Below are 14,602 nucleotides of genomic sequence, written 5' to 3' on the forward strand. Positions count from 1 at the left end.
CAGGAGGCGAGCCCTTCGTGGCCGACCGCATCGACGAGAACGACACCCCCGCCACGGGCCTGGCCGAGGACGCCCCCGGCGCTCCCGAGGCCCAAGACCCCACGCCGCCGGACGTCGCGCCCGAGACCCCGGCGGAGCCCCCGGTGGAGCCCCCGGTGGGGGAGCCCACCGAACCGGAGCCGGACGAGGAGGCCGACGGCGAGGCCGAGGCCCTCGCCGCCGAGCCCGCGCCCGAGGTCGCCCCGGAGCCGGAGCCCGAGCCCGAGCCGGAGGGGCCCCGCTTCGGGGCCCAGTTCAGCTCGCCCGAGCCCACCACCGTCACGGCCCGCCCGCGCCGGCGGGCCACCCGCCCGGCGCTACCCGCCGACCCCGACTCGGTCGCCCCGCCGGCCGCGGCCCCGTTCAGCGCCCCGCTGGCCGCGCCGTTCGTGCCGACCTTCGTCGCGCCCGAGCCGGAGGTCGCCGCCCCGCGCCGCCGCAGCCGGCGCCCCGTGGCCGAGTCGCCGGTGCCCGCCGACGACGTGGTCGAGGAGACCCCGCTCGACGAGCAGGACGCGCCCGCGCCGCGGCGCAGCCGCAGCCGGCGCCGCCCGGCCGCCGACGCGCCGGCCGTGGAGCCGGAGGCCGACGAGCTCACCGAGGACCGCGACGCCGACGAGCAGGACGACCGGGACGACCGCGACGGCGACGACGCCTCCGGGAGCGGCAGCCGCCGCCGGCGCCGGGGCCGGCGTGGCCGCGGCCGGGGCCGGGCCGGCGACGAGGGCGACGACGAGTCCGGTGACGCGACCGCCGAGGACGCCGAGGACGGCGCGGCCGACGAGGCTCCCGACGAGCGCGCCGAGGAGCCGGACACCGACTCCGCCGACGCGGACGAGGACGACGACGAGCAGGGCGAGGCCGGCAGCGGCTCCAGCACCCGCCGCCGGCGTCGCCGCCGTCGCCGGGGCACCGGTGAGGCCGGCGCCGACGACAGCAGCACCACCACCGACGACGACGACCGCCCGGAGCGGGCCGGCCGCACCGGTCGCACCTCCAGCGACGACGACGTCCGCGGCGTCGCCGGCTCCACCCGCCTGGAGGCCAAGCGCCAGCGCCGCCGGGAGGGCCGCAGCGACGGCCGCCGCCGGGCGCCGATCCTCTCCGAGAGCGAGTTCCTGGCCCGCCGCGAGGCGGTCGACCGGGCGATGGTCATCCGGCAGCAGGGCGAGCGCACGCAGATCGCCGTCCTCGAGGACGACGTGCTGGTCGAGCACTACGTGACCCAGGCGCAGTCGCAGTCCTTCGCCGGCAACGTCTACCTGGGCCGCGTGCAGAACGTGCTGCCCAGCATGGAGGCGGCGTTCGTCGACATCGGCAAGGGGCGCAACGCCGTCCTGTACGCCGGTGAGGTCAACTGGGACGCCGCCGGCCTGTCCGGCAAGCAGCGGTCGATCGAGACCGCGCTCAAGAGCGGCGACAAGGTCCTGGTCCAGGTGACCAAGGACCCGATCGGCCACAAGGGCGCCCGGCTCACCCAGCAGGTCAACCTGCCCGGCCGGTTCCTGGTCTACGTGCCCGGCGGCTCGATGACCGGCATCAGCCGCAAGCTCCCGGACAAGGAGCGCACCCGGCTCAAGGACATCCTCAAGAAGATCGTCCCGGACGACGCCGGCGTGATCATCCGGACCGCCGCGGAGGGCGCCTCGGAGGAGGAGCTCACCCGCGACGTCGCCCGGCTGCAGGCGCAGTGGGAGGTCATCCAGACCAAGGCGTCCTCGACCAGCAGCGCGCCGACGCTGCTGTACGGCGAGCCGGACCTCGCCATCCGGGTCATCCGCGACGTCTTCAACGAGGACTTCAAGCGGCTGGTCGTGCAGGGCGACGACGCCTGGGACACCGTCGAGGCCTACGTCGCGCACGTCTCCCCGGAGCTGTCCGAGCGGCTGCAGCGCTACACCGGCACCGGTGACGTGTTCCGCGACCTGCGGATCGACGAGCAGCTGGCCAAGGCGCTGGACCGCAAGGTGTGGCTGCCCTCGGGCGGCTCGCTGGTCATCGACCGCACCGAGGCGATGACGGTCATCGACGTCAACACCGGCAAGTTCACCGGCAGCGGCGGCAACCTCGAGCAGACCGTCACCCGCAACAACATCGAGGCCGCCGAGGAGATCGTCCGCCAGCTCCGGCTGCGCGACATCGGCGGGATCATCGTCATCGACTTCATCGACATGGTGCTGGAGAGCAACCGCGACCTCGTGCTGCGGCGGCTCACCGAGTGCCTGGGCCGGGACCGCACCAAGCACCAGGTCGCCGAGGTGACCTCGCTGGGCCTGGTGCAGATGACCCGCAAGCGGGTCGGCCAGGGCCTGCTCGAGGTCTTCTCCGAGCCCTGCGAGCACTGCCGCGGCCGCGGGATCGTCGTGCACACCGAGCCGGTCGACGACAAGCGCAAGGGCAACGGCGGCAACGGCGGCGGGCACTCCCACGGCAACGGGGGCAACGGCGGCGGCAGCGGGAGCGGCGGTGGCCGCAACCGCGACCAGCAGCGCTCCGGCGTCAAGGACGCCGAGCCCGTGGTCGCCGAGACCGCCGCGCCGGCCGAGGCCGCGCCCGAGGGCGCCGAGGGCGAGGCCGCGACCGAGGGCACCGGCTCCGGCCGCAGCGGCCGTCGCCGCGGGCGCCGTGGCCGCGGTCAGTCGGGCGAGGCCCGGGCCGCCGAGGACGCCGCCGCGCTGGACGGCGGTCGCGACGACGAGGGCACGGACGACGAGCCCGCGGACGACGAGGTGACCGCGGTCGCCGACGAGGTCGCGCCCACCGGGCAGCCCGTCGCCGAGGAGACCGTGACCGGGGAGCCCACCGCCGAGGGGACCGTGACCACGGTCGACGAGGACGGCGAGACCGCGGAGCCCGCCGCCGCGAGCCCGGAGGCCGCGCTGGCCGCGCTGGCCGCCGGGACCGCCCCGGTGGTCGAGGAGGCCGAGCCCGTGGCCGCCGCGGTCGACGAGGACGGGGAGGCCGCCCCGGTGGCCGACACCGTCACCGCCGCGCCCACGGACCTGGCCGTGCCCGAGGACCTGGCCGTGCCCGCGGACCTGGCGGTGCCCGAGGCGCCGGCGGTCCTCGTCCCGGAGGAGCCGGCCGTGCCGGTCGCCGAGGCGCAGCCGGCCGCCGAGCCGGCCGCGGTCGTGGCCCGGCCGCGGCGCCGCCGTGCGGCGTCCCGACCTGCCGGCCCGCCGGCGTAACAGGAACCGCGCCCGGGTGGAGGGGAGGGTTCGACCCCGCTCCTCCACCTCGGGTACGCTGGTCGGGTTGCTGCGCCCTGGGCCTGGGCACCGGAAGGTGCTCCCCGGCGCGCGCGTGCAGCCCGTCCAGCACCGGCCAGCCCGACGACCCGCGCGTCATCGCAGGTCATCGTGCCGGTCGCCCAGGACAGCAGAGAACCGATCGAGGAGTCAGTGGTGTACGCAGTCGTCAAGGCCGGTGGAACGCAGCACAAGGTGGCTGTCGGTGACACCTTCACCGTCAACCGCCTGAGCGGGGAGGCCGGTGACTCCGTCACCCTCCCGGCCCTGCTGCTGGTCGACGGCGACACCGTCACCACCGACGCGCAGGCGCTGGCCGGCGTGACCGTGACCGGCGAGATCGTCGAGCACGGCAAGGGCCCGAAGATCAAGATCCACAAGTTCAAGAACAAGACGGGTTACCACAAGCGGCAGGGGCACCGTCAGCCCCTGACCAGCGTCGTGGTCCGCGACATCACGAAGGGCTGACGACGACATGGCACACAAGAAGGGCGCCTCGTCCTCCCGCAACGGCCGCGACTCGAACGCGCAGCGCCTCGGCGTCAAGCGCTTCGGCGGCCAGGTCGTGAAGGCGGGCGAGATCATCGTCCGCCAGCGCGGCACCCACTTCCACCCGGGTCTGGGGGTCGGCCGCGGCAAGGACGACACCCTGTTCGCCCTCCTCCCGGGCGCGGTGACCTTCGGCCACCGCCGCGGGCGTCGCGTGGTCTCCATCGAGACGGTGGCTGCCGCGGAGCCCGTCGCCGTTTGATCAGGACCTCGTCCCCGGACGAGGCCGCACAGCTTTGCCCGGGTGGCGGTGCCGACAGGCACCGCCACCCGTTCCACTTTCAGCAGCAGCAGAGAGGCGGCGACCATGGCCGCTTTCGTCGATCGCGTGACGATCCACGTGTCCGCCGGCAACGGCGCCAACGGGGTCAGCTCGGTCCACCGGGAGAAGTTCAAGCCGCTCGGCGGTCCCGACGGGGGCAACGGCGGGGACGGCGGGGACGTCGTCCTCGAGGTCGACCCCAACGCGCACACCCTGCTGGACTTCCACCACTCGCCGCACCAGAAGGCGGGCAACGGCAAGCAGGCCGCCGGCGACTTCAAGAACGGCGGCCGCGGCGAGGACAAGGTCCTCCGCGTACCCGAGGGCACCGTGGTGTCCATCGACGGCGAGGTCGTCGCCGACCTGATGGGTGCGGGCACCCGCGTCGTGCTCGCGCACGGCGGCAAGGGCGGGCTCGGCAACGCCGCGCTGGCCAACTCCCGGCGCAAGGCGCCCGGCTTCGCGCTGCTCGGCGAGCCCGGCGACTCCGTCTCCGCGGTGCTGGAGCTCAAGAGCATCGCCGACGTCGGCCTGGTCGGCTTCCCGTCGGCGGGGAAGTCCTCGCTGGTCGCCGCCATGAGCGCCGCCCGGCCCAAGATCGCCGACTACCCGTTCACCACGCTGGTGCCGCAGCTGGGCGTCGTCCGCGCCGGCGACGTCACCTACACGATGGCCGACGTGCCCGGGCTGATCCCCGGCGCCTCGACCGGCAAGGGCCTCGGGCTGGAGTTCCTCCGGCACGTCGAGCGCTGCGCGGTGCTGGTGCACGTGGTCGACATGGCCACCATGGAGCCCGGCCGCGACCCGGAGAGCGACATCGATGCGCTGGAGCACGAGCTGCGCGAGTACGGCGGCGAGGAGCTCGACCTGGTCGGCCGGCTGCGCATCGCCGTCCTCAACAAGATCGACGTCCCGGACGCCCGGGACCTGGTCGACCTGGTGCGCGAGACGCTCGAGGCCCGCGGCCTGCAGGTGTTCGCGATCAGCGTGGCCACCGGCGAGGGCCTGCCCGCGCTGAGCTACGCGCTGGCCCGTGAGGTCGAGCAGTACCGCACGACGCTGCCCGAGCCCGAGCCGGTGCGGATCACCCTCACCCCGCGCGCGGTCGACGACAGCGGCTTCACCGTCGAGCCCGACCCGCGCACCGACGGCTGGCTGGTCCGCGGCGTGAAGCCCGAGCGGTGGATCCGGCAGACCGACTTCAACAACGACGAGGCGGTCGGCTTCCTCGCCGACCGGCTCAACCGGCTCGGTGTCGAGGACGCGCTGGCCAAGGCCGGCGCCGTCCCCGGCGACGCGGTCACCGTCGGCGACGTCACCTTCGACTGGGAGCCGACGCTGCCCGCCGGCACGCTCGACGCCGAGCAGATGGCGGGGCTGGGCGGTCGGGGCTCGGACGTCCGGCTGGAGAACAACCACCGGATCAGCGCCGAGGAGCGGCTGGCGGCCAAGAAGGCCCGCCGGGTGCCCTACGAGCTGGCCGAGGCCGACGGGTCCCTCGACCAGTCCTTCTTCGAGGACGACGAGGGGCGCTGAGCGTGCGGGCGGAGATCGCCGGGGCCTCCCGGGTGGTGGTGAAGGTCGGCTCGTCGTCGCTGACCACCCTGCCCGGGGGCCTGGACACCGAGCGGCTGCGGGCGCTCGTCGACGTCCTCGGCGCGCTGCGTGCCGCCGGCCGCGAGGTCGTCCTGGTCTCCTCCGGCGCGATCGCCGCGGGGCTGGCCCCGCTGGGGATCGACAGCCGCCCGCGCGACCTGGCCACCGCCCAGGCGGCGGCCAGCGTCGGCCAGCTCCGGCTGGTGCAGACCTACGCCGAGGCCTTCGCCGCGCATGACGTCACCGTCGGGCAGGTGCTGCTGACCGCCGGCGACCTCACCCGGCGCAGCCACTACCGGAACGCCCGGCAGACCGTCGAGCGGCTGCTGGCGCTGGGCGTGCTGCCGATCGTCAACGAGAACGACACCGTCGCCACCGAGGAGATCCGGTTCGGCGACAACGACCGGCTGGCGGCGCTGGTCGCGCACGTCGCGGTCGCCGACGCGCTGGTGCTGCTGTCCGACGTCGACGGCGTCTACGACGGCGACCCGCGCACCGGCCCGGCGCAGCTGGTCGACACGGTCCGCAGCCGCGCCGACCTGGCCGCGGTCACCCTGGGGTCGGCCCGCCGCAACGGCGTGGGCACCGGCGGCATGGCCACCAAGGTGGAAGCCGCGTTCATCGCCGCCTCCGCCGGGGTGCCGGTGGTGGTCACCTCCACCCCGCAGGCCGGCGCCGCGCTGGCGGGGGAGCGGGTCGGCACGCTGTTCGCCGCGAGCGGCCGGCGTCCCTCGGCCCGGCAGTTCTGGCTGCGCTACGCCAGCAGCCCGCGCGGGCGGCTGGTGCTCGACGACGGCGCGGTGCGGGCGGTACGCGAGCGGCACGCCTCGCTGCTGGCCGCCGGGATCACCGCGATCAGCGGCTCGTTCCTGGCCGACGACCCGGTGGAGCTGGTCGGGCCGGACGGCGTGGTGGTCGCCCGCGGCCTGGTCGCGTACGACGCCGCGGAGATGCCGGCGCTGCTCGGCCGCAAGAGCGGCGACCTCGACCCGGAGCACCGGCGCGAGGTGGTGCACCGGGACGAGATGGTGCTGGTCGGCCGCCGGTTCGTCGGCTGACACCGCCGGGAGCATCGCAGCGAGCTCTGCGAGCGAGGAGCGGACCGGGGGTGGAGGCCGACCAGTGCATTCGTCGGCTGACAGACTGTCGCCGTGACGATCCGCCCCATCCGCGAGATCGGCGACCCGGTGCTCCGCACGCCCGCCGACCCCGTGCGCTCGTTCGACAAGGACCTCGCCGCGCTCATCCGTGACCTGGAGGAGACCGTCGACAACCCCGGCCGCGCCGGGGTCGCCGGCCCGCAGATCGGCGTCGGGCTGCGGATCTTCTCCTACAACGTCGACGGCGTGATCGGGCACATGGTGAACCCGGTGATCACCGAGCGGTCCGAGGAGACCCAGGACGACGACGAGGGCTGCCTGTCGATCCCGGGGCTGTACGCGCCCACCGTGCGGGCGATGCACTGCGTGGCCGAGGGCTTCGACGTGCACGGCGAGCCGCTGCGGCTGGAGGGCACCGGGCTGATGGCGCGCTGCCTGCAGCACGAGGTCGACCACCTCGACGGGAAGCTGTTCGTCGACCGGCTCACCGGCGAGGCCCGCAAGCGGGTGCTGCGCGCGCTGCGCAGCTGAGCTCACGGCAGGACGGCGACCGCCTCGACCTCGACCAGCAGGTCGGGCTCGCCCGACGCCACGACCTGGCGGTGGACCTCGGGCCGGGGGAGCCCCTCGGGTCCGGCAGCTCGACGGGCACGGCGTCCTCCTGGGCGTCGACGGGTGCGCCGACCACGGCAGCACGGCCGCCGTCCGGGCCAGGGGGCTGCGCGCCCGCGTAACCTCGACCCGTGTCCGCCGCTGACTTCCCGCTGATCGGTGACGCAGCCACCCGGGCCCGCGAGGCGGCCCGCGTGCTGCGCACGCTGCCGACCGAGACCAAGGACGCCGCGCTGCTCGCGATGGCCGACGCCCTGGTCGAGCGCGCCGACGAGGTGCTCGACGCCAACGCCACCGACATGGAGGCAGCGGCGGCCGGAGGCACCCCGGCGGCGATGCTGGACCGGCTCCGGCTGGACCTGCCCCGGCTGCGCGGGGTCGCCGACGCGCTGCGGCACCTGGTGTCGCTGCCCGACCCGGTGGGCGACGTCGTCCGCGGCTCGACGCTGGTGAACGGCCTCCAGCTGCGCCAGGTGCGGGTGCCGCTGGGCGTGGTCGGGATCGTCTACGAGGCCCGCCCGAACGTGACCGTCGACGCCGCCGGGCTGTGCCTGAAGAGCGGCAACGCGGCGCTGCTGCGCGGGTCGGCGTCGGCGCACCGCACGAACACCGCGCTGGTCACCGTGCTCACCGAGGCCGCCGAGAAGGCGGGGCTGCCCGCCGGCTCCGTCGCGCTGCTGCCGGCCGACCGCGCGTCGGTGGGCGAGCTGCTCAACGCCCGCGGGCTGGTCGACGTGGTCATCCCGCGCGGCGGCGCCTCGCTGATCCAGCGGGTGGTCACCGAGTCGACGGTGCCGGTGATCGAGACCGGCGTCGGCAACTGCCACGTCTACGTCGACGCCTCCGCGGACGCCGCGATGGCCGAGGCGATCGTGCTCAACTCCAAGACCCACCGGGTGAGCGTCTGCAACTCCGCGGAGACGCTGCTGGTGCACCGCGACGTCCCGTTCCTGCCGCGGCTGCTGACCGCGCTGGCCGAGGCCGGCGTGACCCTGCACGGCGACGAGACGGCCCGCGCCGCGCACGACGCGGTCGTGCCGGCCACCGACGAGGACTGGGCGACCGAGTACCTGTCGCTGGACATGGCCGTGCGGGTGGTCGACGACCTGCCCCAGGCGCTGGACCACATCAGCCGGTGGGGGAGCGGGCACTCGGAGGCGATCGTCGCCGACTCGGCCCGGGCCATCGCCGACTTCACCGCGGGCGTCGACGCCGCGGCGGTGCTGGTCAACGCCTCCACCCGGTTCACCGACGGCGGTGAGTTCGGCTTCGGCGCCGAGATCGGCATCTCCACCCAGAAGCTGCACGCCCGGGGCCCGCTGGGGCTGCCGGAGCTCACCTCCACCACCTACGTCGTGACGGGCAACGGCCACACCCGCTGACCGCTCGTACGTCTCCCCAGAGTCGAGGAGCCGCATGTCCCTGCCCACCCACGCCGCCCAGTTCGCCGACGTGGCGGACGTGACCCAGCGGCTCTCGGCGGCCGGCTACCTGCCCGACCACGCGATCGCCACGACCGTGTTCCTCGCCGACCGGCTGGGCAAGCCGCTGCTGGTCGAGGGGCCCGCCGGGGTCGGCAAGACGGAGCTGGCCAAGGCGATGGCCGCGGCCACCGGGTCGGAGCTGATCCGCCTGCAGTGCTACGAGGGCCTGGACGAAGCGCGGGCGCTGTACGAGTGGAACTACAAGAAGCAGCTGCTGCGGATCTCCGCGGCGGGGGCGGGCACCGGCGCGGGCGCCGACTGGGACGCCGTGCACGACGACGTCTTCGGTGAGGAGTTCCTGCTCGCCCGGCCGCTGCTGACCGCCATCCGGCGGACCGAGCCGACGGTGCTGCTCATCGACGAGACCGACAAGGCCGACGTCGAGGTGGAGGGGCTGCTGCTGGAGGTGCTCAGCGACTTCCAGGTGACCATCCCCGAGCTCGGCACGATCACCGCGACCCGGCGGCCGCTGGTCGTGCTCACCTCCAACGCGACCCGCGAGCTGTCCGAGGCGCTCAAGCGCCGCTGCCTGTACCTGGCGCTGGACTACCCGAGCGCCGAGCGGGAGCGGGAGATCGTGCTCTCCCGGGTGCCCGACCTGGCCCCGGCGCTGGCCGACCAGCTGGTGCGCACCGTGCGGGCGCTGCGGGCGATGGAGCTGAAGAAGTCGCCGTCGATCTCCGAGACGCTGGACTGGGCGCAGACGCTGCTCGCGCTCGGGCTGGACACCCTCGACGAGGCGGCGGTCGGGGCCACCCTGGGCGTGGTGCTCAAGCACGCCAGCGACCAGGCCCGGGCCGCGGCGCAGCTGAAGCTGAACTGATGACGACGCCCGGCGCGGCCGCCGTCCCGGGTGGGCTGGCCGGCCACCTGGACGGGTTCGTGCGGGCGGTCCGCGAGGCCGGCGTGCCGGTGGGCATCAGCCAGGCGGTGGACGCCGCGCAGGTGCTCACCGCCGTCGACCTGCTGGACCGCGATCAGCTCCGGCACGGTCTCGCGGCGGTGCTGCTGCGCCGGGCGGCCCAACGGCCGGTGTTCGACGTGCTGTTCGACCTGTGGTGGCCGCTGACCGACCGGCCGGGCGCGGACGGCGACCCGACCGGCGACCCGGCCGTCGACGCGGCCGGCGGACCGGACGCGGACGGTGACGCACCGCTCCGGGTCGGTGAGCCGGGCGCCGCGGCCGAGGCGATGCGCGCGGAGCTGCTGCGGCTGCTGGCCGAGGGCGACGACGAGGCGCTGCGCCGGTTCGCCCGGCTGGCGGTCGACCGGCTGGGGGCCGGGGCGCCGTCGCCGTCCGGGCAGTCGTTCTTCAGCTACCGGGTGCTGCGCGCGCTGTCGCCGGACACCCTGGTCGCGCAGCTGGTGGCCGGGCTGCTGGGCGGCGCCGACCGCGGCGGGCTGGCCGAGCAGGTGGCCCGGCAGACGGCCCGGGAGCGGGTGGCCGGGTTCACGGCGGCGGTGGAGGCGGAGGTGCGCCGGCGGACGGCCGCGGAGAAGGGGCGGGAGCGGGTGGCCCGCAACGCGGTCAAGCCGCTGGCCGAGCAGGTCGACTTCCTGCGCGCCCAGCAGGCGGACCTGGTCGAGCTGCGGCGCACCGTCGGCCCGCTCGCCCGCCGGCTGGCCGCCCGGCTGTCGGCCCGGCGCCGCACCGGCCGGGCGGGGCGGCTGGACTTCCGGCGCACGGTGCGGGCGTCGCTGGCCACCGGCGGGATGCCGCTGGTCACCCACCACCGGCCCCGGGTGGTGCACAAGCCGGAGCTGGTGGTGCTGTGCGACGTCAGCGGGTCGGTGGCCGGGTTCAGCCACTTCACGCTGCTGCTCACCCAGGCGCTGCGCGAGCACTTCACCGGGGTGCGGGCGTTCGCGTTCGTCGACTCCACCGACGAGGTGACCCGGTTCTTCGCCCCCGGCGCGGACGTCGTCGACGCGGTCGCCCGGATCGGCCGGGAGGCCGACGTCGTCTCCTTCGACGGGCACAGCGACTACGGCAACGCGTTCGAGGTGTTCGCCGAGCGCTGGCCGGAGGCGGTCGGACCGCGGACGTCGCTGCTGGTGCTCGGCGACGGGCGCACCAACTTCCGCCAGCCGGGGCTGCCCGTGCTCGCCGACCTGGTCCGGCGCAGCCGCAGCGCGTACTGGCTCAACCCGGAGCCGCGCCGGCTGTGGGGGACCGGCGACTCCGCGGCCGACCGGTACCGCGACGTCGTGCCCATGGTCGAGGTGCGCAACGCCGCCCAGCTGGCGGAGTTCGTCACCACGCTCTGACCCCGTGCCCGTCCCGGGCCGGGCGGACGCGTTGCGCGCCGTCGGCCGGTCAGCGGAAATCCGCAGCCCGGCCCGTAACCGGACGCGACCGTCCGCGTTGAGCCCCGTGGACGGCAGCATCGAGCCCGCCGACGTCCGACCGGGTCCGCCGGTCGGGTGGCGGTGGAGGAGCTGCCGGCGGCCGGCGGCACGGGGGTGCCGGCCGTCGAACGGGCCGGGCAACCGGGACCGGTCGACTCCGCCCCGTACGTTCCCCTCCCGTCGGGGCCGGTGCTCCGCAGACCGGCTCCGGCGGGAGCGGATAGGCTCGATCGGTGGCAGCACGACGCATCGGGGTGATGGGCGGCACCTTCGACCCCATCCACCACGGTCACCTCGTCGCCGCCAGCGAGGTCGCGGGCCTGTTCGGGCTCGACGAGGTCGTCTTCGTGCCGACCGGTGAGCCGTGGCAGAAGTCCGACCGCGGGGTGAGCCCGGCGGAGGACCGCTACCTGATGACGGTCATCGCCACCGCCTCCAACCCGCGCTTCTCGGTCAGCCGGGTGGACGTCGACCGCGGAGGTCCGACGTACACCATCGACACGCTGGGTGACCTGCGGCGACTGCACCCGGACGCGGAGATGTTCTTCATCACCGGCGCCGACGCGCTCGCCCAGATCGTCAGCTGGCGGGACACCGACAAGCTCTTCGAGCTGGCGCACTTCGTGGGCGTCACCCGGCCGGGGTACCAGCTGGCCGACACCGACCTGCCCGACGGCGCGGTGAGCCTCGTCGAGGTGCCCGCGCTGGCCATCAGCTCCACCGACTGCCGCGCGCGGGTGCAGCGCGGCATGCCGGTCTGGTACCTCGTGCCCGACGGCGTCGTCCAGTACATCGAGAAGCGCCGGCTGTACCGCGGGGACCGCAACGGCCACCTGCTCAGCGGCCGTGTGCGCGCCGCGACCGCGCCGACCCGGCCGGCCGCCCCCGACATCCCCCCGTCGTCCGACGGCGGCCCCCCGGCTCGGCCGGCGCTGCCCGACGACCCCGCCCCCGGGGACGGTCCGTCCCCCGATCTGCAGGAGATACCCCGATGACCGCCTCGGCCGAGGCCCGCGAGACCGCGCTGATCGCCGCGCAGGCTGCCGCGGACAAGCTGGCGACCGACGTCTCCATCGTCGACGTCAGCGACCGCCTGGCGATCACCGACGCCTTCGTGCTGGCGTCCGCACCCAACGAACGGCAGGTCCAGTCCATCGTCGACGAGGTGGAGGACCGGCTGCGCGAGCACGGCGTCAAGCCGGTCCGCCGCGAGGGCGTCGCCGAGTCCCGCTGGGTGCTGCTGGACTTCGTCGACGTCGTCGTCCACGTCCAGCACGCCGAGGAGCGGGCCTACTACGCCCTCGAGCGGCTGTGGAAGGACTGCCCGGTCATCCCGTTCGTCGACCAGCACGCCCCCGCCGCGGCCGGCGCCGCGCCGGCCACCGGCGACGATGCTGGTGCTGGTGACGACGCTGCTGGTGACGACGTGGCCGGTGACGACGAGACCGGGGCGGCGGAGCCGGTCGACACCGACCGGTGACCACCGCCGGTCCCGCGACCCCGCCGGTGCGCCGGCTGCTGGTCTGGCGGCACGGGCGCACCGAGTGGAACGCGGCCGGCCGCTTCCAGGGGCAGCTGGACCCGCCCCTGGACGACGAGGGCCGCGCCCAGGCCGCCCGCACCGCACCGCTGCTGGCCGCGGCGCTCCGCGGCAAGCGGGTGGTGCTGGTCTCCAGCGACCTCCAGCGGGCCGTCGACACCGCCGGTGCCCTGGCTCCGCTGCTGGAGGTCCCGGTGCTCCTGGACCCCCGCCTGCGCGAGCACGGCCTCGGCTCGTGGGAGGGGCTGACCCGCGACGAGGTGGCCGACCGGCACCCCGAGCAGTACGCGGACTGGGTGGCCGGCGGTGCGGTGCGCGGTCGGGGCGGGGAGGAGCCGGCGGTCGTCGCCGACCGGGCCCTCGCCGCGGTCGCCGCGCTGCCGGAGGTCGACGTCGCGGTCCTGGTGACCCACGGCGGGCTGGCCGGCCGGCTGGTCGAGGCGCTGCTGGGTCTCGGTCACGAGCACCGCCGGGTGTTCGGTCCGCTGGGCAACTGCCACTGGAGCGAGCTGGACTTCCAGACCGTGGGCTGGCGGCTGATGCGGCACAACCTGTCGGCACCGGCGTCGTCCCCGGACGGCTTCCCGGCCGGAGCAGGCGCCCGGGACGCAGCCGGTGGTGCGGGCGGGCTCGCGCCGGTCGGCGCGGGCCCCGGGGAGGCGCCGTCCGGGCCCACCACCGACGCCGATGCGGCCGGCTGACCCCAGCGCCGCCCGGCACCGCCCCGCCGGTGGCGGGCGGGTGGCCGTGGTCACCGACTCGACCGCCTACCTGCCGGTCGGGCTCGCCGACCGGTACGGCGTCCACGTGGTGCCGCTGTACGTGGTGCTGGCCGGCCGATCGGGCCGGGAGGGCAGCGACGTCACCTCCCAGGAGGTAGCCCGCGCCCTGACCGTCCGCGGTGGTCAGGTGTCGACGTCGCGCCCCACGCCCGGTGACTTCGTCGCCGCTTACCGGGCCCGGCTGGACGCGGGCGCGGAGCGGATCGTGTCGGTGCACCTGTCGGCGGAGCTCTCGGGCACCTGGGACGCGGCCCGGCTGGCCGCCGCCTCGGTCGGCGAGCACCTGGTGACCGTGCTGGACTCCCGGTCGGCGGCGATGGGCAGCGGCTTCGCCGTGCTCGCCGCGGCCCGGGCCGCCGCGGCGGGGGCGACCGCCGAGGAGACCGCGGCCGCCGCCCGGGTCACCGCCGCCGCCACCCGCACGCTGTTCGTCGTCGACACCCTCGAGCACCTGCGGCGCGGTGGCCGGATCGGCACCGCGGCCGCCGCGCTGGGCACGGCGCTGGCGGTCAAGCCGATCCTGCACGTCTCCGACGGGCAGATCAGCGCCCTGGAGAAGGTGCGCACGTCGACCCGCGCGCTGCACCGGCTGGTGCAGCGCGCCGCCGAGGTGGCCGGGGACGCCCCGGTCGACGTCGCGGTGCACCACCTCGCCGCGCCCGACCGGGCCCAGCGGCTGGCCGACCAGCTCACCGACCGGCTCCCCGTGCGGGAGCTGCACCTCAGCGAGCTCGGTGCGGCCCTCGGCGCGCACGTCGGCCCGGGGGCGGTCGGGGTGGTCATCGACCCCTCGCCGCGGGAGCAGGACGACCCGCGGGAGCAGGACGAGTCGCGGAGGCAAGACGAGCCGCGGGACCAGGGCGACAGGGGCGGCCCGGGCCGGGGCGGCGAGGAGCTGGGCGGGCGCTGAGCGCGGCAGGGTCGGCACCGGCCCACCGTCGACTCCACGACCGTCCTCGTGCCGCCCACCGTCCACAACGGGCGGCGCCGTCCACAACCTGCCCGGACACCTGGCCGGGGGTCGGGGACCGCTCCTAGCGT

Annotated in this window: 13 protein-coding genes; all 13 read left to right on the forward strand. The window is 75.6% G+C overall.

The genetic code is table 11. The features are described from left to right. The first annotated feature begins 17 nt into the window (after positions 1-17). Positions 18-3,227, forward strand: a complete 3,210-nt coding sequence (locus AB0J00_RS10740) for an Rne/Rng family ribonuclease (protein WP_357743896.1) — start codon at positions 18-20, stop codon at positions 3,225-3,227. Positions 3,228-3,443: 216 nt separating this feature from the next. Continuing rightward, positions 3,444-3,755, forward strand: coding sequence for a 50S ribosomal protein L21 (rplU, locus tag AB0J00_RS10745; protein WP_357743897.1), 312 nt, complete (start codon positions 3,444-3,446; stop codon positions 3,753-3,755). A gap of 7 nt (positions 3,756-3,762) precedes the next feature. Continuing rightward, complete coding sequence (gene rpmA, locus AB0J00_RS10750) at positions 3,763-4,038, forward strand: 50S ribosomal protein L27 (RefSeq protein ID WP_357743899.1); 276 nt, start codon at positions 3,763-3,765, stop codon at positions 4,036-4,038. 105 nt (positions 4,039-4,143) lie between these two features. After that, positions 4,144-5,634: a GTPase ObgE gene (obgE, locus tag AB0J00_RS10755; protein ID WP_357743901.1), complete on the forward strand. Its 1,491-nt coding sequence runs from the start codon at positions 4,144-4,146 to the stop codon at positions 5,632-5,634. Between the two features lie 2 nt (positions 5,635-5,636). Continuing rightward, positions 5,637-6,752, forward strand: a complete 1,116-nt coding sequence (gene proB, locus AB0J00_RS10760; protein ID WP_357743903.1) for a glutamate 5-kinase — start codon at positions 5,637-5,639, stop codon at positions 6,750-6,752. Positions 6,753-6,845: 93 nt separating this feature from the next. Further along, entirely contained in the window at positions 6,846-7,325 is a 480-nt protein-coding gene (gene def / locus AB0J00_RS10765; RefSeq protein ID WP_357743905.1) for a peptide deformylase, read from the forward strand. 212 nt (positions 7,326-7,537) lie between these two features. Next, positions 7,538-8,788 carry a glutamate-5-semialdehyde dehydrogenase gene (locus AB0J00_RS10770; protein WP_357743907.1) on the forward strand — a complete coding sequence of 417 codons (1,251 nt, stop codon included), beginning with the start codon at positions 7,538-7,540 and terminating at the stop codon, positions 8,786-8,788. A 34-nt stretch (positions 8,789-8,822) separates the two neighbouring features. After that, a complete protein-coding gene (locus AB0J00_RS10775; RefSeq protein WP_357743909.1) occupies positions 8,823-9,713 on the forward strand; it encodes a MoxR family ATPase in 891 nt (296 codons plus the stop codon). Continuing rightward, positions 9,713-11,158 (forward strand): VWA domain-containing protein, encoded by a 1,446-nt coding sequence (locus AB0J00_RS10780; protein ID WP_357743911.1) that lies wholly within the window; start codon positions 9,713-9,715, stop codon positions 11,156-11,158. Before AB0J00_RS10775 ends, AB0J00_RS10780 begins: the two co-directional genes overlap by 1 nt. Before the next feature lie 314 nt (positions 11,159-11,472). Further along, entirely contained in the window at positions 11,473-12,234 is a 762-nt protein-coding gene (gene nadD, locus AB0J00_RS10785) for a nicotinate-nucleotide adenylyltransferase (RefSeq protein ID WP_357743913.1), read from the forward strand. Continuing rightward, entirely contained in the window at positions 12,231-12,719 is a 489-nt protein-coding gene (rsfS, locus tag AB0J00_RS10790) for a ribosome silencing factor (RefSeq protein ID WP_357743915.1), read from the forward strand. Before nadD ends, rsfS begins: the two co-directional genes overlap by 4 nt. After that, positions 12,716-13,480 carry a histidine phosphatase family protein gene (locus AB0J00_RS10795; RefSeq protein ID WP_357743917.1) on the forward strand — a complete coding sequence of 255 codons (765 nt, stop codon included), beginning with the start codon at positions 12,716-12,718 and terminating at the stop codon, positions 13,478-13,480. The genes rsfS and AB0J00_RS10795 overlap by 4 nt, the downstream gene beginning before the upstream one ends. Then, on the forward strand, positions 13,467-14,471 hold the full coding sequence (locus AB0J00_RS10800) for a DegV family protein (RefSeq protein ID WP_357743919.1): 1,005 nt from the start codon (positions 13,467-13,469) through the stop codon (positions 14,469-14,471). The genes AB0J00_RS10795 and AB0J00_RS10800 overlap by 14 nt, the downstream gene beginning before the upstream one ends. Positions 14,472-14,602: the final 131 nt, after the last annotated feature.

This window comes from Modestobacter sp. NPDC049651 (assembly GCF_040659695.1).
GTDB lineage: Bacteria > Actinomycetota > Actinomycetes > Mycobacteriales > Geodermatophilaceae > Modestobacter.